Genomic DNA, 22,920 nt, shown 5'->3' with positions numbered 1-22,920 from the left:
TTGTGGTGGTCTAATCAACTTGGACACTCGATAGGATCAATTTCGAGGATCGAGATAACCCATGGCAAAACAGATCACGCAGGGCATGAGAGACGAGGCTGTTCGCCTCGTCGTTGTAGAAGGGCAGACAGTCAGGGACGTCTGCCAACTGATGGACGTTGGGCCAACAGCGCTGCGTCGCTGGATCGAGCAATGGCGCCGGAAGCATGAGCCGCAGGGCCAAGCTCCGCTGGTAGATCCCCAGACCCGGATTGCCGAGCTGGAAGCCCAGAATCGCAGGCTCAAGGAGGAACGCGACCTTCTAAAAAAATCCATCGCCTTCTTCATTCGGGACAACGATCACCGGAACAAGTGATCGAAGAATTGGGGAAGGCTGCGCCAATCCGGCTGGTGTGCCAATTGATGGACTATCCCCGCAGCAGCTACTACGCGTGGCTGCGCCGGGAACCTCAGATCGACCAAGAGCTACTCGATCAGGTTGATCTGGTGCGCCGCATTCACGAATCCAACCGTGGCAGCTATGGCTCTCGGAGAATGGTCAGGGAGCTGTCCAACAGGGGCTTGGAGGTTGGGCGTCACCGTGCCCGGACCCTGATGCGAAGAGCTGGCGTAAGAGCTCGGCAGCACCGGCGGCACAAGTACCAGAGTCTTGGGCCGCAGGCCCTGACGGTCCCCAACGTCCTGGACAGGCAGTTCAATCCGGAAGTGCCCAATCGGGTATGGGCTGGCGATATCACCTACATCCCAACCCAACAAGGGTGGCTCTATCTGGCCATCGTTGTGGACCTGTTTTCCCGCCGGGTCGTTGGCTGGGCCCACTCTCATGAAGCGGGCGCGTGGCTGGCAGTCAGGGCGCTGCAGGGGGCGCTGAGACAGCGTCGCCTTGGGGGCGGACTGCTGTTTCACTCCGACCAGGGGCGTCAGTACACCAGTCATGCCATGGCAGAAATCCTGCGTGACAACGGGATCACCCAGAGCATGAGTCGTAAGGGAAATTGCTGGGACAACGCCGTGGTGGAACGGGTTTTTGCCACCCTCAAAGGAGAATGGCTCTATTCCAAATACCCGTCACGACAGGAAGCGGTGGCGGACATCGAGCAGTTCGTGGACTGGTACAACCACCGTAGGCTGCATACCGCCAACGGCCTGGTCCCGCCTGCGCTCCACGAAGCGCAGGCAGCCTGAACACCCCTTGAGAGTGTCCAGAAATGGTTGACCACCACAGGTTTACGGCGTGTCCTGCCAGCCCACACCGCCCCGCCCAGCCCGAAATAACCCAGGGCCTAAGTGCTCTGGCTCTGCGCTCTGGCTTGTAGAAAGCACTGCCGGCCGCAGGCCGGCCAAACACAACTCCCGCTGCGCTGCGGCACGCCTGCCGCCGACCGATCTGGGATAATGGCCGTTCTTGTTTACCCTGCTGCCGGACCGGTCATGACCCAGAAGACGCTGCTCAACGATACCCACCGCGCCCTCGGCGCCAAGATGGTCGATTTCGGGGGTTGGGACATGCCCATCCACTACGGCTCGCAGCTGGACGAACACCACCTGGTGCGCCGCGAAGCCGGTGTCTTCGACGTCAGCCACATGACCGTGGTCGACCTGCGCGGCGAGCAGGTCAAGCCGTTCCTGCGCCGCCTGCTGGCCAACTCCATCGACAAGCTGAAGGTGCCGGGCAAGGCGCTGTACTCGTGCATGCTGAATCCGGCCGGCGGCGTCATCGACGACCTGATCGTCTACTACCTGGCCGATGACTTCTTCCGCATGGTCGTCAACGCCTCCACCCGCGAGAAGGACCTGGCCTGGCTGCGCGAACAGGCGGCACCGTTCGGCGTCAGCGTCGAGCAGCGCCCGGACCTGGCCATCCTCGCCGTGCAGGGCCCGCAGGCGCGCGACAGCGTGGTCGGCCTGGTCGGCGGCAGCGACCGCGACGCGCTGGCCAAGCTCGGCCGCTTCGCTGCCCTGCAGGTCAAGGCGGACGACGGCGTTGAACTGTTCGTCGCCCGCACCGGCTACACCGGCGAAGACGGCTTCGAGATCCTGCTGCCGCAGGACGCCGTGGTCGCGTTCTGGAACCGCCTGCTGGCGGCGGGCGTGAAGCCGGCCGGCCTCGGCGCGCGCGACACCCTGCGCCTGGAAGCCGGCATGAACCTGTATGGCCAGGACATGGACGAAGCGATCAGCCCGTACGAAGCGGCGCTGGCCTGGACCGTGTCGCTGGACGAAGGCCGCGACTTCATCGGCCGCGACGTGCTGGAGGCGCAGAAAGCCGCCGGCAATGCGCGCCAGATGATCGGCCTGGTGATGGACGAGAAGGGCGTGCTGCGCCACGGCCAGGCGGTGACCACCGCTGGCGGCCAGGGCGAAATCCTGTCCGGCACGTTCTCGCCGACGCTGGCCAAGGGCATCGCCTTCGCCCGCGTTCCGGCTGGCGAGCTCGGCCAGGTCACCGTCGACATCCGTGGCCGGCAGGTGCCGGTGCGCGTGGTCAAGTTCCCGTTCGTCCGCGAAGGCCAGGCCCAGCCCGGCGTGCTGGCCGACGCCTGATCCGAACGTGCCGGTCGTCACTGACAGCAGTGGCGGCCGGTTGGTTACACTAGCCCCGATTTTTCCACCCCCTGCAAAACCTGGAGCAGTTCCCATGAGCGAGATCCCCGGCGACCTCAAGTTCCTCAAGTCCCACGAGTGGGCCCGCGTTGAAGGCAACGGCCGCGTCACCGTCGGCATTTCCGACCATGCCCAGGGCCTGCTGGGTGACCTGGTCTACGTCGAGCTGCCCGAAGTCGGTGCCGACGCCAAGGCGGGCGAGCAGATCGCCGTCGTCGAGTCGGTCAAGGCCGCCTCGGACGTCTACAGCCCGGTCAGCGGCACGATCGTCGAGGTCAACTCGGCGCTGTCGGACAAGCCGGAAACCATCAACGAAGATGCCTACGGCGAAGGCTGGATGTACGTGGTCGAGCTGACCAACGCCGACGAGCTCAACGAGCTGCTGGATCCGGACGCGTACGCCGAAGCCCTGGAAAACGAAGACCACTGAGTCCTCGCTTCCTGCTTCCAGAACGGCCACCTTCGGGTGGCCGTTTTCGTTCCAGCCTCCGTCGTCGACTCATGCCATCGGGTTCGCGGCACACCTTCGGCATGGCATCAGGCGGCATCGAACGGCGCGATCAGGCGTGCGCAGTTTTGCGCAAATCCGCGTTTCCGTCCCGCGTTTGCGTGTTCGGATGTGAAAACTTTTACCCCCCGTTGCAGACCCGTTGTGGTGCGGCGGGCGCGCGCGATGGCGTGTGCCGGACGACGTGGTGCATGGCGCGGCATCTGTCGTCGCCTATCAACGCAGAGTGCTTATTTCAAGTGTTTTTTATTCAGCAGGTGCGATCACGTGTTGCTGCGCGTGACGTTGGCGGTGCGCGATGCAGGGCCGGGAAGGTGCCGCGTGGTGGCGGTGCCGGCGGCGTTCGGATGGACGCGGATGTGAAATTTTTTCGCGGGGGTTGTTGACAGTAAAAAAAACCGTGATTAGGTTTCGCCTCAGCAGACCTTGCCTGCCAAACCGAGTGCGCAGAATCAATCGTCCGATGCGAAGCAGCCCCTTCAAGACCACCGCGATCCTGCAGACGGTGGACATGGCCCCGCTTCCCCCGGAGAAATGCAAGGCATCTCCCGTTCCGATGCCCGCTCCGCCGATCGAGGCGGGCATTGCCGCATCCGTAACGGCGCGCCTGACGCGCCGGCGGTCCCCGCACGCAGCAACCGCGGGTTTGATCCAACTGGGCGTTTCAACTCCCTATCACTGACGAGGAGCCATCCCATGGCAACCAAGAAAGCTGCGAAGAAAAAGCCCGCCGCCAAGAAAGCGGTGAAGAAGGTCGCTAAGAAGGCCGCTGCCAAGAAGGCAGTGAAGAAGGTCGCGAAGAAGGCGACCGCCAAGAAGGCCGTGAAGAAGGTCGCCAAGAAGGTCGCCAAGAAGACCACTGCGAAGAAGGCAGTGAAGAAGGCGGCGAAGAAGGTTGCCAAGAAGCCGGCAAAGAAGACCGCGAAGAAGGCCGTAAAGAAGGTCGCCAAGAAGGCAGTGAAGAAGACTGCCAAGAAGGCCACTGCGAAGAAGGCCACCAAGAAGGCTGCCCCGAAGAAGGCTGCCAAGAAGGTTGCCAAGCGCAAGCCGGCCGCCCGCAAGAAGAAGGTCGCTCCGGTCGCTCTGCCGGCAACCCCGGCGCCGCTGATCTAAGTACTTCCCGATAGCCGTACCCTGAAACCCCCTTCCCTGGCTGCCCAGCGGGGAGGGGGTTTTTTTATGGGCGACCGCAGGCCGACTCTACCTGTGCGGCGCCGGAGGAAAGCGCTCCACCAGGAAGTCGACGAAGCTGCGCAGGCGGGTGGATGGGTAGCGGTCGTGGGAATAGACCACGTGCATCGGCCGGCCGGTCCGGCCATGTTCCGGAAACAACTGCACCAGGCGTCCGGCGGCGACGTCGGCGGACATCAGCTGGTTCGACTGCAGCACGATGCCCAGCCCATGCAGTGCCGCCGCACGCAGCGCTTCGCCATTGTTGATCTGCAGGCGCGCAGCGGCGATATGCTCCAGCCCGCCAGCATCCCCCTCCCGCCACTGCGCCAGCGCGCTGGGACTGAATGACAGGCACTGGTGCGCTGCCAGGTCGGCAAGCGTGCGCGGCGTACCGTGGCGGGCGAGGTAGGCCGGCGAGGCGCACATCATCAGCCGGTAGGGCGTCAGCGGGCGGGCGACCAGCGTGCTGCTGTCGGCCAGGGTGCCGATGCGCAGCGCGGCCTCGACGCCGTCCTCGGCCAGGTCGACCACGCGGTCGCTCAACGTCGCCTCCACCCGCACGTGTGGATGGCGCTGCATGTACTCGGCCAGGGCAGGCACCAGCGCGTGCGTGCCGAAGATCACCGGTGCGCTGATGCGCAGCGTACCGGCCGGTGCCAACTGCTGGTGCGCGGCCTGCGCATCGGTCTCCTCGACCAGCCGCAGGATGTCCCTGCAGCGTGCGTAGTAGTCCTCGCCGAAGGGCGTCATGTGCTGGCGGCGCGTGGTGCGGCTGAGCAGCTGCATGCCCAGCCGCGTTTCCAGTGTACGCAGGTGCTTGCCGGCCATGGTCGCTGAGATGTCCATGGCCGCCGCTGCGGCACTGAGGCTGCCCCTGTCCACGATCAGCACGTAGACCTGCATGCTTTCCAGCAGGTTCATCTGACACCCCGGGTGTTGAATGCTGAAACCTGCGCGGAGTTTATCAATCAGGGGTGATCGAAGAGCATGCGCTGCACGGGCCGGATGTGCCGGCGATGCAGATGGGAGAACACCATGGATCTGAAGCTTGAAGGACGGACCGCGCTGGTGACCGGCGCAGGCAGCGGCATCGGCGCTGCGGTTGCGCGGCAGCTGGCGGCGCTCGGCGTACGCATCGCGATCACCGCGCGGCGGCAGGAGCCGCTGCAGGCGCTGGCGGCGGAGATCGCCGCTGGCGGTGCAGCCGCGCCACTGATCCTGCCGGGTGACCTCAGCGACGCCGCGCAGGTGGCACGCATCGCCGCTGGGGCCCAGGACGCGCTGCAGCGCGTGGACATCCTGGTCAATGCCGCGGGTGGCTCGCGGCCGACGTCTGTCGACGCCGCCGATGACGTATGGGAGGAGGCGATGGCGCTGAACTTTTCCGCGTCGCGGCGGCTGACCCAGGCGCTGTTGCCCGGCATGCAGGCGCAGGGCTGGGGGCGGGTGATCAACTTCAGCGGCTCGATGGAGCCGCGTGCGGTGAATGCCGCCACGGCGGCGAAGGCCGCGCTGCACCTGTGGAGCAAGGGCCTGTCATCGCAGGTGGCGGCGCAGGGCATCACGGTCAACACCCTCGCGCCCGGGCGCATCAACAGCGCGCAGATCCTCGGCCGCCTGCATCCCACCGAGGAAAGCCGGCGCGCCTTCATCGACCGCAACATTCCCATCGGCCGCTTCGGCGAACCGGAGGAGGTGGCGCCACTGGTGGCGTTTCTCGCGTCGCCGCTGGCCGGCTACATCACCGGCGCGGTCATCCCGGTGGATGGCGGCATGCACTACTTCGCGCACTGACCCTGCGTCTGCTTCACCGCCGTGGGTAGAGTCGACTGTCAGTCGACTGCTTTTCGATCCGGCACCGCGGGAGTCGACTGACAGTCGACTCTACCCATCACCGGCAAGGCAACCGCGCTCAGCGCGGCGAGGCCACGGCGCGGTTGCCCGAGGCGCCCTTGCCCTTGCGCTTGTCCTGCTGCGCCGGGGTCGCGCCTTCGGCCATCAGGCTGTCGCTGCCGAAATCGGTGTCCACGTCCAGCCAGCGCTGCGCCGGCAGGCCCAGCGCCGAATCGAGCACGGTCGGCAGCAGGCCGCTGGGCAGGCCGCTCTCGCCGTTCCACAGGATGGCGATGCCGAGGTCACGTTCGGGCACCAGCGCGACCAGGCCGCGGTAGCCCTGCACCGCACCGGCATGGAAGACCACGTCGTGGCCGGCGTAATCGAAGGTGCGCCAGCCCAGCGCGTAGCCGGCCGAGTGCAGGCGCTCGCGGCGCCAGCCCGAGCGCATCTCGCCCGGGGTGTTGATCAGGCTCGAATGCAGGGTGGCCAGCAGCGGTGCCGGCAGCACGTCGGGGCGATGCCCGGTGTGTGCCAGCAGCCACTGCGCCATGTCGCTGGCACTGGCGTTGACGCCGGCGGCCGGGGCGACGCGGTAGTAGGTCGGCTTCGGCGTCAGCGATACCCAGCCATTGCGGCTGCGCACGTGCGGGCGCGCCCAGCGCGAGCTGGCCTGGATGCCGGCCAGGCCGAGGCTGGCATCGTTCATGCCGAGCGGCTTGAAGATGCGGCGCTCGACCGATTGTTCGTAGAAGCTGCCCGAGGCGGCATAGACCACGTCGCCGATCAGGCTGAAGGCCACGTTCTGGTAGGCGTAGCAGTCGCCGGGCAGGCACTTCAGGCTGGTGTTGGCCAGCTTCTGGGTCAGCGAGTAGTACTCGGCGTTGCCTTCGATGTCGCGGTCGTAGGCGTTGTAGGGCAGGCCGACGCGGTGGCTGAGCACATCGGCCACGGTCAGGCGGTCGGTCGCTTCGGGCGAATTGAGGCGGAAGCCCGGCACGTAGTCGGTGACCTTGCTGTCCCAGCGCAGCGTGCCGTCGTTGACCAGCAGGCCGGCCATGGTGCCGGCGAAGGCCTTGGACAGCGACGCCAGGCGGAACACGGTGTGCGCGTCGACCGGCAGCGGATTGTTGACGTCGGTGACGCCGTAGCCGCGCGCGCTGAGCACGCGGCCGCCCTGCACGATGGCCACGGCCATGCCCGGCACGCGCTCGCCATAGGTGAGCTGCTGCGCCATCGATTCGATGTGGGCGACGTTGAAGCCTGCGGCAGGCAGCTGTACCTGCGGCACCAGCCCGGTGCGGTACGCCGCCGGCTGGGTGTGGGCGATGCCCGGGCCCGCGGCGGTTTCGATGTTGGTCGGCATCGGCGGCAGGGCCGGCGGTGTCTGCGCGGTGGTGGACAAGGCCACGGGCATCAACATGCCCAGCAAACCGGTGGTCGCCGCCCGGACCGGGCGACGCAGGTTGTTCATTTTCATCGGTTGGACCCGTGCGCGACTGCTGTTTGTGATTCTAGCGCCGCTTTTCGCCTGTGCACAAACAAAGCGAAGATGAATGCGCATCTGTTTGAAAAAGTTGGATTTTTGACGCTCGGCGACAGGGTCTGGACGCGCCCGCAGACGGCTTCCGCATGAGCCCGCCTGCGGGCATCGCGCACGGTGTGCTGGCGATGTTGCAGTGCATTGTCTAACGTACGCGCTTCACTGCCCCCGGAGCCTGTCATGCCGCCATCCAACTGCCGCGTCCCGGCCGGGGCCACCGCGTGAGCGCGGCCACTGGCAAGGGGCCGCTGCGCGGGCTTGTGGCGGCGTTGCGCGAATCGCCGGCGCTGTGGTGGTCGTTCCTGTATTTCTTCTGCCTGCTCAGCGGCTACTACGTGCTGCGCCCGGTGCGCGAGGCGATGGCCGCCTCGTCCGATCTGGAGACGGTGTTCCCGCCGCTGCTGATCGGCTGGTTCGCCAGCCACGGCATCGCCCTGAAGGACTTCGTCCTGCAGTTCCTGTTCAGCTGCGTGTTCCTGATCATGCTGGTGCTGCAGCCGGTCTATGGCTGGCTGGTCAGCCGCTTCCCGCGGCGGGTGTTCCTGCCGGTGGTGTATGGCTTCTTCATCGCCACCCTGCTGGTGTTCTACGTGCTGTTCGACAGCGGCGTGCCGGGGCGGGGCATGGCCTTCTTCCTCTGGGTGATGGTCTTCAACCTGTTCGCGGTGGCCGTGTTCTGGAGTTTCATGGCCGACGTCTTCAGCAACGTGCAGGCACGCGCGTACTACGGCTACATCGGCGCGGCCGGCACGGTCGGCGCCTTCCTCGGCCCGGTCCTCACCAGCGCGCTGGTGCAGCGCGTGGGCATCGCCAACCTGATGCTGGTCTCGGCCGGCTTCCTGGTGGTCTGCCTGTTCTGCATCTGGCGGCTGCGGCACTGGGCGGTGCTGCGCGAGCGCGAGCAGCAGCTGGTGTCCGGCGAAAAGCCGATGGGCGGCAGCGTGCTCGATGGCCTCAAGCTGATCGTGCGCGAGCCGCTGCTGCGCTGGCTGGCGGTCCTGGTGGTGTTCGGCGTGGGCGTGGGCACCCTGCTGTACAACCAGCAGGCCAGCATCGTGCGCGCGGCCTTCAGCGACCCGGCGGCCAGTACCGCGTTCTTCTCGCGCATCGACCTGGCGGTCAATGCGCTGACCCTGCTGCTGCAGCTCAGCCTGACCCGCTGGCTGCTGTCGCGCCATGGCATCGCACCGGCGCTGCTGATTCCCGCCTTCGCCATCCTGCTCGGCTTCTCGGTGCTGGCCGCCTCGCCGCTGCCGATGATGGTGGCGGTGGTGCAGGTGCTGACCCGGGCCAGCGAGTTTTCCCTGTTCAAGCCGGCGCGCGAGACCATCTACACCCGCGTGGACCGCCAGTGGCGCTACAAGGCCGGCGCGGCCATCGACACCGTGGTCTACCGCGGCGCCGACCTGAGCTTCACCTGGGTGCACAAGGGGCTGTCGCTGTTCGGATCGCATGTGGTGTTCGCCGGCGGCATGCTGGTGGCGGCGTGCATGACCCTGGCCGCGTTCGGCGTGCTGCGCGAAGAGAAGAAGCTGCCGCGCGACCGCTGAGTCGCGCGGGGTCGGATCCCTCTCCCATGGAGAGGGCTCCGACCCCATCACCCCATCAACCCATCCAAGGAAATCCGCCATGTACTGGATCGCACTCGCCCTGACCCTGCTGGTCGCACTGCTGCACGTCTACTTCCTGGTGCTGGAGATGTTCCTGTGGACCCGCCCGCTGGGCCTGAAGACGTTCCGCAACACCCCGGAAAAGGCGGAGATCACCCGCGTGCTGGCGGCCAACCAGGGCCTGTACAACGGCTTCCTCGCCGCAGGCCTGTTCTGGGGCCTGTTCGACCACCTGCCGATGCTGGTGAATTTCTCGCTGGGCTGCGTGATCGTGGCCGGCTGCTACGGCGCGTGGAGCGTCAACAAGCGCATCTTCTTCATCCAGGCCGTGCCGGCGCTGCTGGCAGCGGTGGCCTGGTGGTTCGTGCCGGCGTAATCGTTTTGTAGAGTCGAGCTTGCTCGACTGCTTTTTCGGGCCCCAGTCGAGCAAGCTCGACTCTACGGTTGCGGTGCACAAACAAAAACGGCGGGCCGAAGCCCGCCGTTTCCCTATGCGCATGACGCAGGCGATCAGGCTGCCTGCGAATGCGGGTCCTTGTGCTGGCGGTCGTAGTAGCTGGCCGCACGCAGTTCGTGGGTGTCGAAGTCGTCCACGGTGATGGTGTCCAAGGTCAGCGTGCGCAGTTCTTCCAGCAGGCTGCGCTCGTCCTGGGTGATCACGCCTTCGGCCACGGCTTCGTCCAGCTGCGCCTTGAAGTCCAGCGCCTCGATGCCCTTGCTCTTCAGCGCCTTCAGGAACTTGCGCTCCACCGGCTCGGCCATGATCGCCTTGCTCAGGTAGCTGTTGATGCGGCCGCCCGGGTTGTTCTCGCACGGGGTCAGGAACACGCCGCTGGCCAGGCGGTCGCGCGCCTCGTTCGGGGCCATCAGCAGGGCCGCAACGCGGCGGCTCAGGCGGTCGCCCGGGGCTTCGGCACGACGGCCCAGCGGGAAGATCAGCGCCCACATCAGCCAGCCGATCGGACGGATCGGGAAGTTGCGCAGGGCCGCCGACAGCGACTCTTCGATCTTGTGCACGCTGTCATGGAAGGCCCAGGCCAGCAGCGGCTGGTCGGCCTGCGGTGCGCCTTCGTCGTGGTAGCGCTTGAGCATGGCGCTGGTCATGTAGACATGGCTCAGCACGTCGCCCAGGCGGCCGGACAGCGATTCCTTGAACTTCAGCTTGCCGCCGAGGGTCATCATCGAGATGTCGGCCATCAGCGCCAGGTTGGCCGAGTAACGGTCCAGCTTGCGGAAGTAGCGGCGGGTGTAGGCGTCGCCCGGGGCGGCGCCGAAGCGTGCGCCGGTCAGGCCGAACCAGAACGAACGCACGGCATTGGAGATGCCATAGCGGATGTGGCCGAACAGGCTGCGGTCGAAATCCTGCAGGCCGGCACGGGTGTCCGGGTCCTGCGCGGCCTTCATTTCCTTCAGCACCCACGGGTGGCAGAGGATCGCACCCTGGCCGAAGATCAGCAGGCTGCGGGTCATGATGTTGGCGCCTTCCACGGTGATCGCGATCGGCGCGGCCTGCCAGCTGCGGCCGGCGAAGTTGCGCGGCCCGAGGATGATGCCCTTGCCGCCGATGACGTCCATCATGTCCGAGATCACTTCACGGCTCATGCTGGTGCAGTGGTACTTGGCGATGGCCGACGGCACCGACGGCACGTCGCCACGGTCGACCGCAGCGGCGGTGGCCTGCGACAGCGCGCTGATCTTGTAGGCCTTGCCGCCGATGCGGGCCAGCGCTTCTTCCACGCCCTCGAAGCGGCCGACCGACAGGCCGAACTGCTTGCGGATGCGCGCGTAGGCGCCGGTGACGGCTGCGCCGGCCTTGGCACCGCCACTGGCGGTGGAGGGCAGGGTGATCGAGCGGCCCACGGCCAGGCACTCGTTGAGCATGTTCCAGCCCTTGCCGGCCATGGCGGCACCGCCGATCAGCTGGGTCAGCGGGATGAACACATCCTTGCCCTTGATCGGACCGTTCTGGAAGGTCGAGTTCAACGGGAAGTGGCGACGGCCGATCTCCACGCCGGCAGTATCGCGCGGCAGCAGGCCCAGGGTGATGCCGATGTCGCGGGTATCGCCGATCAGGCCATCGGGGTCGTACATGCGGAAGGCCAGGCCGATCAGCGAAGCGACCGGGGCCAGGGTGATGTAGCGCTTGTCGAAGGTCAGCTTGACGCCGAGCACCTGCTCGCCGTTCCACTCGCCCTTGCAGACGATGCCGTAGTCGGGAATCGAGGTGGCGTCGGAGCCGGCGAACGGACCGGTCAGGCCGAAGCACGGAACCTCGCGGCCATCGGCCAGGCGCGGCAGGTACTGGTCCTTCTGTTCCTGGGTGCCGTAATGCACCAGCAGTTCACCCGGGCCCAGCGAATTCGGCACGCCGACGGTGGAACTGACCACCGAAGACACCGACGCCAGCTTCTGGATGACCTTGTGGTGGGCCAGCGCGGAGAAGCCCAGGCCGCCGTATTCCTTCGGGATGATCATGCCGAAGAACTTGTTCTTCTTGATGAAGGCCCACAGTTCCGGCGGCAGGTCGGCATGGACGTGGGTGATTTCCCAGTCGTTGACCATGGTGCACAGCTCTTCGACCGGGCCATCGAGGAAGGCCTGCTCTTCGGCGGTCAGCTGCGGCTTGGGGTAGTTCAGCAGGATGTTCCAGTCCGGATCACCGGTGAACAGCTCGCCTTCGAAACCGACCGAGCCGGTTTCCAGCGCGATGCGCTCGGTCTGCGACAGCGGCGGCAGCACCTTGCGGAACACCTTCATCATCGGGCCGGTCAGCAGCGGCTTGCGGATGAACGGCAGCAGCAGCGGCACGGCGATGACGGCCAGCACGGCCGCAGCGACGATCGTGGCGGTCTGGTTGACGTAGGGCACGAACCAGCAGGCCGCCAGCAGCGCCAGGCTGATCAGCGTCCAGGTCAGCAGGCGCATGCGGTGGTAGGCGACGAACGCGCCTGCCAGCAGCAGGGCGAGGAAGGGAAGAACGATGCTCATGAGCGTGCTCCGGTGACGTGCTCGTTTGTGGCGGACGAAGCTGCGGCATCCACCGCAGGCAACACGTCCAGATAGTCCAACACAGTAGCGGTAAAGGCGTCGTTGTCATCGCCGGCGACCATGTGCGTGGCCTGCGGCAACTGTACGTGACGCGCGTGCGGCGCCAATGCCAGGAATTCGGCGACGGTCTGCGGCGTGACCAGATCGCTGCGGCCGCCACTGACCAGCAGCAGCGGGCACTTCACCTGCCGTGCGGCCTCGGCCAGCGCGTCCTGGTGCTGCTCGCTGTCGCGGGCCAGTTCGGCCACCAGGCGCGGATCCCAGTGCCAGCGCCAGCGGCCGTGGCCATCCTCGCGCAGCAGTGCACGCAGCGACTGCTCGGATTTGCGCGGGCGGTGCGGCATGTAGGCGGAGATCACGTCGGCGGCCTGTGCCAGCGAGGCGAAGCCATCGGGATGGGCGGTCATGAAGGCGAGGATGCGCTCGACGCCCGCGGTGTCCCAGCGCGGGGTGATGTCGACCAGCACCATCGCCGAGAACAGGCCGGGCCAGCGCGATTCGGCGAGCAGGCCGAACAGGCCCCCCATCGAAGCGGCCACCAGCACCGGCGGCCGCGGCTGTTCGCCGGCCAGCACGATCAGGTCATCAGCGAACTGTTCACCGTGGTAGGGCAGGCCGGCGGCGTTCCAGTCCGAGTCGCCGTGGCCGCGCGCATCGTAGGCCAGTGTCTGCAGTCCGGCGGCGGACAGTGCCCGGGCGGTGGCATTCCACGCGTGGCGGGTCTGGCCGAAGCCATGCGCGAACAGCACGCGGCCGCGGCGACCGTGGTCGCTGGCGGTGGCCGCCAGGCGGGCGCCATGGGCCGCCTCCAGGCGCAGGTCATGGAACGCAGCGGGAGTAGGGGACGTAACCATACTCGCTAGTATGGATGGCTGGTGATGGAAGTCAATACCATGCAGTATGGTGCGCTGCGGAAGGTGCCATCCCCCGTGCCGCGACGGTTTCGGCCGCAACGGCGTACTGCAACGAACCCCGCCGTATGGTTAAATCACTCCATGAATCAACCTGACGCTTCTGCCGGCGAACCGCGTGCCGGCCGCAACAGCCGCCTCAGTGCCGAAGACTGGGCACAGGCGGCCCTCGACCTGATCGCTGAACAAGGTGTGGGCGCCGTCGCGGTGGAGCCGCTGGCGCGCCGCCTGGGCGTGACCAAGGGCAGCTTCTACTGGCACTTCCCCTCGCGCGATGCGCTGCTGCAGGCCGCGCTGGAACGCTGGGAACTGTTCGAACAGGAGCAGGTCTTCGGCAGCCTGGAAGATGTACCCGATCCGCGCGCGCGCCTGCGCCAGCTGTTCCAGATGGTGGCCCACGAAGTGCAGCCGCACATCATCTACAGCGAGCTGCTGAAGGCGCTGGACCACCCGATGGTGCGGCCGGTGATCGACCGGGTCTCGCAGCGCCGCCTGGATTACCTGGTGGCCTCGTTCCGCCAGGCCGGACTCAGTTCGACCGATGCACGCCATCGCGCGCGCCTGGCCTACGCGGCCTACGTCGGCTTCCTGCAGCTGTCGCTGCAGCTGCAGCAGCCCAAGCAGGCACGCGAGGATTTCGAAGCCTACGTCGAGCACCTGATCGAGACGCTGATCCCGAACGGCTGAGTGCGGACGCTGCACTGGGTATCGAATGGCTTCAGGGTGCCTGCCGCCTTCTTTGCGTAGGGAGAGATGGCCGGCGGGCGCGCTTGACAGATGGCATGACACCATCAAACATCCGGAACGGGATCCACGGATGGCATTCAGGAGGGGGGGTGTTCACGGAATGGAACAAACGGGCGATTCCGGTGCTGGATTCGATCGGCACATCTTCCCTGCAGGCTCCCATAACCCGTGCCCTTGATGGTTTCTGCAGGGATATCGGGGCGCCACGCATCCGTCTGATGCCACACCCCCTGGTGTTCGATCGCGCTGAGTACGACCGTCTGGCTGTGGCGTGTGCTCAGATTCTCGATGCCCAGGCAAGTCTGGCCCGTGCGCTGCTGGCGCGTCATTCGCGTGCAGATGTGCTGAACGCGCTCGCGCTTCCATCCGAATGGCAGCAGTACGTGGATTGGAGCCAGCTCATCAACAGCCCTCATCGGGTTGTACGGGTTGACCTGATTCCGCTGCAGCAGGGGCATGCGATCTGCGAATTCAACTATTCGGCGGCTGTCGGCGGTGGCGAACTGCATGACTACTACCGGATCTTTGCAGACGCAGCAGATTTTCCGGGGCCGGACGTCGACATCTCGCCATTTGAGAACCTGGCCAAGCTCTATCGTGCTAGTTGCGAACGCCAGCAGACGGAGCAGCTGGTGCTGCTCGACTGGAGTTCCCACCTCGCACTCGGCTATCCAAACCAGTACCTCGCGCATTGTCATCTTTCGCGCCATATGCCCGGTATGGATATCCAAGTGCACGACGAGGCGACGCTGGCGCGCTCATGGTGCGGCCACCGCGATCTTTCCCGCGCATTGATCCATCGCTGTTTCACGTTTGACGACGTCACCGTCCGCGTTGATCTCTATGACGATCTGCTGCAGCGTGGCGCGCGCTTCTCCAATGGCCTGGAAGCAGAGCTGTTGATGAGCAAAGGGTGGTTGCCCATGCTTTGGGACGCGGCGAACCATTCCCTGTTCACCCCTGAGCAGGTGGACGCAATCCGGGAGTTCCTCCTGCCCAGTTGGCAGGTGACGCGCGACAACCGCGATCAGCTGCTGGAGGAAAAAGACACGCTGATCTTCAAGCAGAAAAATACCTACGGCGGGGAGGGCATCCTCTTGGGCAGCAGCCTCGACCCAGAGGCGCTCTGGAACCACCTGCACATGGCTGGCCTGGATACCTGGATCGCACAACGGTTCGTGGACACACCCATGTTCAGCCATGCCGACGAACCTGGCGGTGCACACGCCAACCATCGACTGGTACTGGGAATGTACCTGCATGGGGAAAGGCCAAGCGGCATCGTGGTGCGTTCTGGCAGCCAGTCGGCGGTGGTCAACGCCGGCAGTGGCGCTCGCGCCGGGTGGGCAGCCGCATTGACGACGGAGCAGTGCGAACAGCTTCTTGCCTCAATCCGTTCAGTTCGCTGACGTTGTAGTTTCATCACCGCAAGGAAGAGGAGTGTGAAGTGAGCAATGTAGTTGAAAGCAATGCGCTGGACGTCTACCTGCCCTATGCTGATGAGCTGGAGCAGACTGGCAGCACGTTGATACCGGCAGGACTGGTGTTTACCGAGGACGAGGTGATCCGGCTTGAGGGCCTGCAGGCCCAGATCGCCGAGGAGACCGTAACCAACGGTGATGCTGGTGATACGCACGATATCTACGTTCGTCGCATCATGGTGGACCGGGCGGGTGAGTTGCCGACCGTGGTCAATCAACCGTTTTCCGGAGGAATACTGGACATCCTGTACGGTGAGCCGCGCGCGCAGATCCTGGCAGCACTGTTTCGTTCCGACGAGCGATTCCATATCCGGCGATGCCAGATGAACCGCATGACGGCCAACTCGTTCATTGGTCTCCACTTGGACGCAGCGAGTAATCCTGACTATGACTACTCGATGATCGTGCAGCTCGGTCGCAGCTTCGAGGGCGGGGATTTCGTCGTCCATGACGATAGCGGCAAGCAACACGCCTATCGCGCGTCTTATGGATCAGTGCTTGTCACGACCTGCAAGTACCGGCATGAGGTCAGCAAGGTGACTGCTGGCGAGCGTAATTCACTGGTTTACTTCTATTCCAGGCACGGCGAGGCCAATCGGCGCAGTCAGTAGCCTGTTGGAAAAGGGCGCTGCATACGTGCTTCCGGTGTGCGGCGCCCTTGTGGCACAGCTGGGTGGCCTGGTACGAAGCCTCAGGGGGAGCTGGGCCTGGCAAGCTGCGTATGGGGACGCGGAGGATGCGGTTGGCCGTCAACACCGCGCTCCATCAGGACAAATGCGTGTCCCTCATACGGGACCTGTTGGCGGCGCACGTAACCAGCCGACTGCGCCAACGCAATCGCTGCGCGATTGGCTTCCGCAGTCAAGGCGATCGTACGGTTCAGTCCTCGCTCCTGATCCATCCAGCCCAACGCTGCGTGGGTAGCCTCTTTTGCGATATTGCGGCCCCACGCCGATTGGACAAGGGTGCATCCGAATTCAGGTGCTCCCGCATATTCTGCTGGCACCTCTCGGTGCGTGTAGGCGAATCCGATCTCCCCGCAGAACTCTCCCCCGGCGAGAGTGCGGATGGTCCAATAGCCAAATTCCATGAATTCCCAATGACCGACGTAGCGCAGCATGCGGCTCCACGTCTCGCTCTCGTCAAACGGTGTGGGACGTATCAATCGAACGACGGCGGGATCGCGCCACATGGCCACACAGTCGTCGAAGTCATGAGGCTGATGGCGTGCCAACACGAGTCGCTCGGTCGTAACGGTTGATGGGGAGTTCATTACAGACCTGATCCTTGTCGTTTTATGGGCTCCGCGCTGTGTTCTTCACGCGCAGACGCAGCGTACATGGCTTCTTTTGCATCGTCAGCACGCCGGCGGCACAAAAAACAACGGCCCCTTGCGGGGCCGTTGCTGCAGTTACAGATCAATCAACCGATCAGAACTTCTGCTTGTACTGCATGTACATGTAGCGGCCCGGCAGGTCGTACTGCGGGTCGAACATGTTGTACGAGGTGGAGTAGGAAACCGGCGGGTTCTTGTCCCACACGTTGTTCAGGCCGAGCATGACCGTGCCATTCCACGGCGTGTTGTAGCGGAACTGGACGTCGTGGTAGGTGGTGGCACCCATGTGGTTCTTGCCGTTCTGGCCATCGGAGCAGTAGCCCACCAGGTCGGCGTCACCCACCGGATCGAACGGGCAGTCTTCGGTCATGCCGGACTTGTAGCGCAGGCCGTAGTTGATGCCGAAATCGCCGTACGACCAATCGACGTACACGTTGGAACGGACACGCCAGTACGGATCCTGGTCGAGGTAGCGACCGGCGCGACCATCCAGCGGAGCATCCTCGGTCGACTTGGTGTCCCACTTGGCCAGGTAGGTGCCGTCCAGGCTGATGCTGAACTGACCGAACGAGGTTTCCGGCAGTTTGTACACGATGCCCAGATCCCAACCTTCGACCTTGTAGGACGCCAGGTTCTGCAGCGGCATGTCGACGTTGGTGATGGTGTAGCGCTGGGTGGCAGTACCGTAGTTCGGATCACGGGTGATCAGGCCACAGTAGGCTGCCTGTTCCTGCGGCGAACCGCCGTAGCAGCGATCCATGATGTCCTGGATGGCCGGGCGGGTGATCGCGTTTTCGATCTTGATCTGCCACCAGTCCAGGGTCACGTTCAGGCCCTGCACGAAGCTCGGGCTCCACACCAGGCCCAGCGTCTTGCTGGTCGAGGTTTCCGGCTTCAGATCCGGGTTCGAGGTCCAGGTGAACGGTTCCGGCGTCTGCTTGTTGGCGCCGCTGCCGGCACCCGGCTGCTGGAAGTTTGCCGGCACGCCTTCGGCGGCGCACTGTACGGCAACCGCACCGGTGCGACGGCCGCTGGAGGCCGAGCAGGGATCGGCATAGGTTTCGAACGAATCGGTGTCGCCGCGGTACAGGTTGTTGATGCTCGGCGCGCGGAAGCCTTCGGAGTAGTTACCACGCACCATCAGGTCGTCGATCGGCTTCCAGCGGAAACCGAACTTGTTGTTGGTGGTGTTGCCGAAGTTGCTGTAGTCGGAGAAGCGCGAGGCAATGCTCAGGTCCAGCAGCTTCGCACCCGGCAGGTCAGCCAGCAACGGAACCGACAGTTCCAGGAAGACCTCATCCAGGTCGTAGCCACCCTTGGTCGGTGCGGCGCCGTTGCCGGTGCTCAGGCCAGCAGCAATGAACGCATCCGGATCGAACTGGCCACTTTCCTTACGGCCTTCATAGCCGGCTGCGAAACTCAGCGAGCCGGCCGGCAGCTGGACGATTTCACCGGAGATGTTCGCGTAGTAGCTCTTGGAAACCAGGCTGGCCGAGTCATGCGCGGTGAACGATGCATAGTCCAGTGCTGCCTGGCTGACCGAGCCGAGGCCGCCCAGCGGGTTGATCGGCACGCAGCCCGGAATCACAGCGCCGCCTGCGGTCAGGCAGACAGCCTGGCCGCCCTGCATTGCCGACGGGCCATAGGCTTCATCCAGACGCTGCACGTTGAACAGGCCGTAGGTCAGGTCGTTCTGGTCGGTCTTGTCGTAGCGGTAGCCAACATCCCAGTCGAAGTTGCGGCCAGCAAACTCGAAGAAGCCTTCGAAGCCACCGTAGAAGTGCCAGTTCTTGACGTTCTGGTTGAACGAACGGCCGCCGGTTTCATTGAAGCGGCGGTTCACGCCCGTCAGCTCTTCGCCGTACGGGTTGTACATGCTGTCGGCGCTGAGGGTCATGCCGGTGACCGGCATGGCAGCCAGCAGCTGCTCGGACTTGCGTTCGTTGTACATCGCCTCGGTGCGGAAGGTGATGTTGTCGGTGACGTTGTACGAGCCGGTGGCGAACAGCGAGGTGCGCTCGTTCGGGGTCAGCAGGTAGTTGTCCGGCGAAGTGTTGTAGCCGTGGACATTGGAATCGAACGGGGTTTCAACACCGTCGATGATGACGTAGCGCTCGTCATTGCGGATGTACGAGCCCGGGATGCCGGTGCTGCTCTGGCCGCCGAAGAACGGGGGGCCGCCTGCAGAGATCTTGCGATCACCTGCCATGACTGCCTTTTCGTTCACGTAGGACACGCCCATCACGACCGACGCACGGTCGGTGGTGGTGCCGATGGTGAAGTCGGCGGCTTCGCGCTCGCCGTCACCAGCGCTGTACTGGCCCTTGTAGACGTTCGCTTCGGCGCCGTCGAAGTTCTGCTTGGTGATGATGTTCACCACGCCGGCAATGGCGTCCGAACCGTAGATGGTCGAAGCGCCGTCCTTCAGAACGTCGATGCGGTCGATCATCGCCACCGGGATGGTGTTCAGGTCGACGCTGCCGTCCAGGCCGGTGGTCCAGCGGCGGCCATTGACCAGGACCAGGGTGCGCTCGGCGCCCAGGTTGCGCAGGCTGATGCCGGACGAACCATCACCACCGTTGTTGAAGGTGCGGTTCAGCGCCGCGCCGTTGGCGGCGACGCGCTGCAGGATGTCGGCGACCGAGGTCACGCCCTGCTTTTCGATGTCTGCGCGGGTCAGGCTCAGAACCGGCTGCGAGGTCTCGATGTCGGTGCTCTTGATGCGCGAGCCGGTGACCGAGATGCGATCCAGGTTGGTCGCTTCCTGCGCCTGGGCGGTGACGGACGTTGCCGCACCAGCGATCAGCGCGACGACGACAGCGTCACGCAGCGTGTTGGACTTGAAATTCATTGGCTCTCTCTCTCCAAGAAAACTTGGCTGGGGTAATGCCTGCGCACACGGAGCCAAACAGGGCTCCAAAAAATACGAGGCTGAATCGATAGTAACGGCCCCCCCCGAAAAATTAAAGCCGTGTTAATTCACGCAATTCATACGGTTTCACCTGAAAGGAGATATTTGATTTCAATGACTTATGCCGGGGCAGGGCAGGTTGTCGCCGCACCAGACCGATGCAGAAAGGAAAAAAACTTTCAGTAGATAGGTGTCGACGGGTATCGAAATGTACCGAGTCGGCCATTCAGCCTTGACACAACGGTACAAAAACGAAACGGGCGCCTTGTGGCGCCCGCTGCTGGATACTGGATAGGCCCGGTCGCTTGTACGCGCTTACAGGTCCTGCTCGTAGCGTACGTACGGCACGGTGCCGTCGTCGTTGCTTTCGTTGCGCGGGGAGAACGGATTCTTGCCGCGGCTGATCACGTTCTCGGCACCGACGGTCAGTTGCCCCGACCACGGGGTACGCCAGGTCAGGCCGATGCCCAGGCCCTCCCACTTGCCCGGCTTGCCGGGAACGTCAACCACGCGGCCGATGATGCTGCCGGTGAAGTTGCCGTAGCCGGCACCCAGGCTCAGGCTCTTGCTGTCCCAGCGGTCGACCAGCGCCGGCGATGCATCGGAAATCGGCACCAGGCGCGCCTTGGCGTAGGTACCGGCGATGGAGACGAAGCCTTCGCGGCCGATGTTGCGCTGGGCGAACACGGTCAGGTCGTTCTGCTCGGCGCGCAGGGACGGGGTCTTGTTCGGCGAGGCCAGCCAGGCCGGCAGCGTCTCGCGGCTGGTACCGGCGGTGATGCCCAGGCGGTTGATGCCCCGGTTCAACGCGGCGGTGCCGGTCAGGCGACGGGAGTTCGGGCCGATGCCGTCATCGTCATCGCCGAGGCTGGCCAGCATGCACTGGCTGGCCAGGCCGCTGATGCTGGTGCCGCTGCTGCTGTTGCACAGCAGGCCCAGCGAATCGCCCGAGGACAGGCCGAAGGCGGCGTCCAGCGAGTTGCGGCCGAAGTGCCAGCGGGCACCGGCGGCCTGCTCACCGGTCGGTTCCAGGTACAGCAGGGCCTCGACCTTGCCGCTGCCCTTGTTCCAGACCGGCAGCACGGTGCGGGTGTCCTTGCTCTGCGCATGCGCGCCCGTGATCGCGCCAAGGGCGATCAGCAGGGCCAGCGGTAGACGCAGGAAGGTACGCATCGGACCAGTTCAGACAGGGATGAGCAGCGGAAGTTCCCGCTGGGGCGGGAACTCGATCCTAGGGTGTTTATGAAATCTTAACAAGCCTTGATCCTCCCCAGAACACAAGACCTGCTCATTCATTGAAGTCGTTCAGGTGCCGGTACAGTCCCCTCGGCACCGTGGAACAGTATGCCGAACTCCGTCAAAGGAAAGTGATACTCCCGTCCGCAGAATTCGCAGCGCACGTCCACCGAACCGGTGTCTTCGGCGGCCGCGCGGGCTTCTTCCTCACCCAGCGAGACCAGCATCGAGGCCACCCGCTCGTGCGAGCAGGAGCAGCCGAAGGCCAGCGGCCTGCTGCCCATCAGTTCCGGCTTCTCCTCGTGGAACAGGCGGTGCAGCATCTGCTCGGCCGGGGTGGCCAGCAGTTCGGCCTTGCCCAGGGTGTCGAACAGGGCACTGGCGCGGGCCCAGCCGTCGTCGTCGCCTTCGTCGCCGGGCAGTTTCTGCAGCAGCAGGCCCACGGCGCCGTTGCGGTCGGCGGCCAGCAGCAGGCGGGTCGGCAGCTGCTCGGACTGGCGGAAGTAGTCCTCGAAGGCCTCATCCAGCGCCGGCGCGGTCAGTGCCACCAGGCTCTGGTAGCGCTGCGGTTCGCGCGGGTCCAGGCCCGGGTTCTCGATGGTGATCGCCAGCAGGGCGTCGCTGCCCAGGCTGGACAGGTCGCGCGGCGCGTCGGCGCCGTCGGCCAGCTGGGCGATGCCGCGCAGGGTGCCGGCGGCGGTGCACTCGGCAAACAGGGTGCGCAGGCCGGTGTTGCTGCGCAGCTGGATGGACAGGCGGCCGTCCACCTTGGTGTGGCCGGTGAACAGGGCCGAGGCCACGCAGGCCTCGCCGAGCAGTTCGGCGGCGTTGTCCGGGTAGACGGCGTGGGACAGGATTTCCTGCCAGGTGGCCTGCAGTTGCACGTGCACGCCACGGACGCCGGCGTCGGGCAGCAGGAAGCGGATCAGGGAATCGGGTTGGGCGGTCATCGGCTCACATCGCGCGTAAACAGGGGCGGTTGCCGGATAATGCGCCGACAACCAGGCATGAGAAGGATGCACCAGTAATGGGGGCAGGGGGAGAGCAGGACAAGGTGGAGGCCGCAGGGGCCGCAGCGACCACGCCGGCGCGCCGACGCTGGCGGTGGAAGCGGTTGCTGTGGCTGCCGGTGCTGTTCGTGGGCTTCAGTTGCCTGCAGGTGCTGGTGCTGCGCTTCATCGACCCGCCGTTGTCCACGGTGATGCTGTGGCGCTACGGCGAGGCGCTGGGCGAGGGTGACTGGTCCTACCGGCTGCATTACCAGTGGCGCGACCTGGACCAGATGGCCCCGAGCCTGCCGATCTCGCTGGTGGCGGCCGAGGACCAGCGCTTCCCCGACCACAACGGTTTCGACCTGCAGGCCATCGAGAAGGCGCGTGACCACAACGCCAAGGGCGGGCGCCTGCGCGGGGCCAGCACGATCAGCCAGCAGGTGGCCAAGAACCTGTTCCTGTGGCAGGGCCGCAGCTGGATCCGCAAGGGCCTGGAGGTCTGGTACACGGTATTGATCGAGGCGTTCTGGCCGAAGGAGCGGATCCTGGAGATGTACGCCAACATCGCCGAGTTTGGTGATGGCGTGTACGGCGCGCAGGCAGCGGCACGGACGTTCTGGGGCAAGGACGCGGCGCGGCTGGCACCGGGCGAGAGTGCCCGGTTGGCGGCGGTGCTGCCGGCGCCGCGGCGGTACAACGCGGCCAAGCCGGGGCCGTACGTGCAGCGGCGGGCGGCGTGGATACAGCGGCAGGCCCGGCAGCTGGGCGGGGCGGGGTATCTGGAGGAGTAACGGTTGATCGTTTCGCGGCGCCTTCCGGTTCATGGGTGAGGCGGAGGGCTACCGCAGGCAGGACACGCGGTAAATACGTCCATGTAGCTCGTAGGCGCCGTCCATGGCGCCAACGGTCCTGCCTGCGGTAGCCCTCCGCCTCCGGACAGTTTCCTGCGCGCGCGGAACGAGAGCGGGAATTCAAAAGAAAGAAGCA

At 65.1% G+C, this 22,920-nt stretch carries 21 protein-coding genes; 12 read left to right on the top strand and 9 right to left on the bottom strand.

The genetic code is table 11. The features are described from left to right. Positions 1-61 precede the first annotated feature (61 nt). From IAE41_RS17285 to gcvH, 4 genes are all read left to right on the top strand, one after another. On the top strand, positions 62-355 hold the full coding sequence (locus tag IAE41_RS17285) for a transposase (protein ID WP_200733965.1): 294 nt from the start codon (positions 62-64) through the stop codon (positions 353-355). Then, on the top strand, positions 352-1,185 hold the full coding sequence (locus IAE41_RS17280) for an IS3 family transposase (protein ID WP_325167013.1): 834 nt from the start codon (positions 352-354) through the stop codon (positions 1,183-1,185). The genes IAE41_RS17285 and IAE41_RS17280 overlap by 4 nt, the downstream gene beginning before the upstream one ends. Positions 1,186-1,431: 246 nt before the next feature. Then, positions 1,432-2,544: a glycine cleavage system aminomethyltransferase GcvT gene (gene gcvT, locus IAE41_RS17275; protein WP_200733964.1), complete on the top strand. Its 1,113-nt coding sequence runs from the start codon at positions 1,432-1,434 to the stop codon at positions 2,542-2,544. Between the two features lie 94 nt (positions 2,545-2,638). Beyond that, complete coding sequence (gene gcvH, locus IAE41_RS17270; RefSeq protein WP_200733963.1) at positions 2,639-3,034, top strand: glycine cleavage system protein GcvH; 396 nt, start codon at positions 2,639-2,641, stop codon at positions 3,032-3,034. 324 nt (positions 3,035-3,358) lie between these two features. Here the strand turns inward: gcvH and IAE41_RS17265 are convergent, their stop codons facing one another. Beyond that, positions 3,359-3,697 carry a hypothetical protein gene (locus IAE41_RS17265; protein ID WP_200733962.1) on the bottom strand — a complete coding sequence of 113 codons (339 nt, stop codon included), beginning with the start codon at positions 3,695-3,697 and terminating at the stop codon, positions 3,359-3,361. Between the two features lie 111 nt (positions 3,698-3,808). On the opposite strand from IAE41_RS17265, the gene IAE41_RS17260 reads away from it, so the two are divergent. Next, positions 3,809-4,225 carry a hypothetical protein gene (locus IAE41_RS17260; protein ID WP_200733961.1) on the top strand — a complete coding sequence of 139 codons (417 nt, stop codon included), beginning with the start codon at positions 3,809-3,811 and terminating at the stop codon, positions 4,223-4,225. A gap of 87 nt (positions 4,226-4,312) precedes the next feature. Here IAE41_RS17260 and IAE41_RS17255 read toward each other — a convergent pair whose 3' ends face one another. Further along, the gene (locus tag IAE41_RS17255; protein ID WP_200733960.1) at positions 4,313-5,206 is read right to left on the bottom strand and encodes a LysR substrate-binding domain-containing protein; all 894 of its coding nucleotides are present in this window, start codon (positions 5,204-5,206) and stop codon (positions 4,313-4,315) included. Positions 5,207-5,320: 114 nt separating this feature from the next. On the opposite strand from IAE41_RS17255, the gene IAE41_RS17250 reads away from it, so the two are divergent. After that, the gene (locus tag IAE41_RS17250; RefSeq protein WP_200733959.1) at positions 5,321-6,079 is read left to right on the top strand and encodes an SDR family oxidoreductase; all 759 of its coding nucleotides are present in this window, start codon (positions 5,321-5,323) and stop codon (positions 6,077-6,079) included. A gap of 118 nt (positions 6,080-6,197) precedes the next feature. On the opposite strand, the gene IAE41_RS17245 is transcribed toward IAE41_RS17250, so the two are convergent. Then, positions 6,198-7,598, bottom strand: a complete 1,401-nt coding sequence (locus tag IAE41_RS17245) for a serine hydrolase domain-containing protein (protein WP_108769672.1) — start codon at positions 7,596-7,598, stop codon at positions 6,198-6,200. A gap of 284 nt (positions 7,599-7,882) precedes the next feature. Between IAE41_RS17245 and IAE41_RS17240 the strand changes: the two genes are divergently transcribed. Both IAE41_RS17240 and IAE41_RS17235 read left to right on the top strand, forming a co-directional pair. Beyond that, complete coding sequence (locus tag IAE41_RS17240) at positions 7,883-9,211, top strand: MFS transporter (protein WP_200733958.1); 1,329 nt, start codon at positions 7,883-7,885, stop codon at positions 9,209-9,211. A gap of 79 nt (positions 9,212-9,290) precedes the next feature. Beyond that, entirely contained in the window at positions 9,291-9,647 is a 357-nt protein-coding gene (locus IAE41_RS17235; protein ID WP_079222835.1) for a DUF1304 domain-containing protein, read from the top strand. A 134-nt stretch (positions 9,648-9,781) separates the two neighbouring features. Here the strand turns inward: IAE41_RS17235 and IAE41_RS17230 are convergent, their stop codons facing one another. Beyond that, a complete protein-coding gene (locus tag IAE41_RS17230; protein ID WP_200733957.1) occupies positions 9,782-12,259 on the bottom strand; it encodes an acyl-CoA dehydrogenase in 2,478 nt (825 codons plus the stop codon). Next, positions 12,256-13,173, bottom strand: coding sequence for an alpha/beta hydrolase (locus IAE41_RS17225; protein ID WP_200733956.1), 918 nt, complete (start codon positions 13,171-13,173; stop codon positions 12,256-12,258). The genes IAE41_RS17230 and IAE41_RS17225 overlap by 4 nt, the downstream gene beginning before the upstream one ends. Positions 13,174-13,314: 141 nt before the next feature. Between IAE41_RS17225 and IAE41_RS17220 the strand changes: the two genes are divergently transcribed. The 3 genes from IAE41_RS17220 (at position 13,315) to IAE41_RS22740 (ending at position 16,069) form a co-directional block, all read left to right on the top strand. Continuing rightward, positions 13,315-13,917: a TetR/AcrR family transcriptional regulator gene (locus IAE41_RS17220; protein ID WP_079222832.1), complete on the top strand. Its 603-nt coding sequence runs from the start codon at positions 13,315-13,317 to the stop codon at positions 13,915-13,917. A gap of 149 nt (positions 13,918-14,066) precedes the next feature. Then, entirely contained in the window at positions 14,067-15,386 is a 1,320-nt protein-coding gene (locus tag IAE41_RS17215) for a hypothetical protein (protein ID WP_200733955.1), read from the top strand. A 38-nt stretch (positions 15,387-15,424) separates the two neighbouring features. Further along, positions 15,425-16,069: a 2OG-Fe(II) oxygenase gene (locus IAE41_RS22740; RefSeq protein ID WP_200733954.1), complete on the top strand. Its 645-nt coding sequence runs from the start codon at positions 15,425-15,427 to the stop codon at positions 16,067-16,069. 80 nt (positions 16,070-16,149) lie between these two features. On the opposite strand, the gene IAE41_RS17205 is transcribed toward IAE41_RS22740, so the two are convergent. The 4 genes from IAE41_RS17205 to IAE41_RS17190 form a co-directional block, all read right to left on the bottom strand. Then, positions 16,150-16,731 carry a GNAT family N-acetyltransferase gene (locus tag IAE41_RS17205; RefSeq protein ID WP_200733953.1) on the bottom strand — a complete coding sequence of 194 codons (582 nt, stop codon included), beginning with the start codon at positions 16,729-16,731 and terminating at the stop codon, positions 16,150-16,152. Positions 16,732-16,888: 157 nt separating this feature from the next. After that, entirely contained in the window at positions 16,889-19,645 is a 2,757-nt protein-coding gene (locus IAE41_RS17200) for a TonB-dependent receptor (protein ID WP_200733952.1), read from the bottom strand. Between the two features lie 375 nt (positions 19,646-20,020). Further along, positions 20,021-20,878, bottom strand: coding sequence for a hypothetical protein (locus tag IAE41_RS17195; RefSeq protein ID WP_200733951.1), 858 nt, complete (start codon positions 20,876-20,878; stop codon positions 20,021-20,023). A 119-nt stretch (positions 20,879-20,997) separates the two neighbouring features. After that, on the bottom strand, positions 20,998-21,891 hold the full coding sequence (locus IAE41_RS17190; RefSeq protein ID WP_079222829.1) for an Hsp33 family molecular chaperone HslO: 894 nt from the start codon (positions 21,889-21,891) through the stop codon (positions 20,998-21,000). A gap of 77 nt (positions 21,892-21,968) precedes the next feature. Here IAE41_RS17190 and mtgA point away from each other — a divergent pair, with 77 nt between their 5' ends. Beyond that, a complete protein-coding gene (mtgA, locus tag IAE41_RS17185; RefSeq protein WP_079222828.1) occupies positions 21,969-22,724 on the top strand; it encodes a monofunctional biosynthetic peptidoglycan transglycosylase in 756 nt (251 codons plus the stop codon). The last annotated feature ends 196 nt before the right edge of the window (positions 22,725-22,920 follow it).

The organism is Stenotrophomonas sp. S39 (assembly GCF_016624665.1).
Classification (GTDB): domain Bacteria; phylum Pseudomonadota; class Gammaproteobacteria; order Xanthomonadales; family Xanthomonadaceae; genus Stenotrophomonas.
The sequence above is the reverse complement of the archived record's forward strand: the minus strand, read 5'-3'. Positions and strand labels throughout refer to the sequence as shown.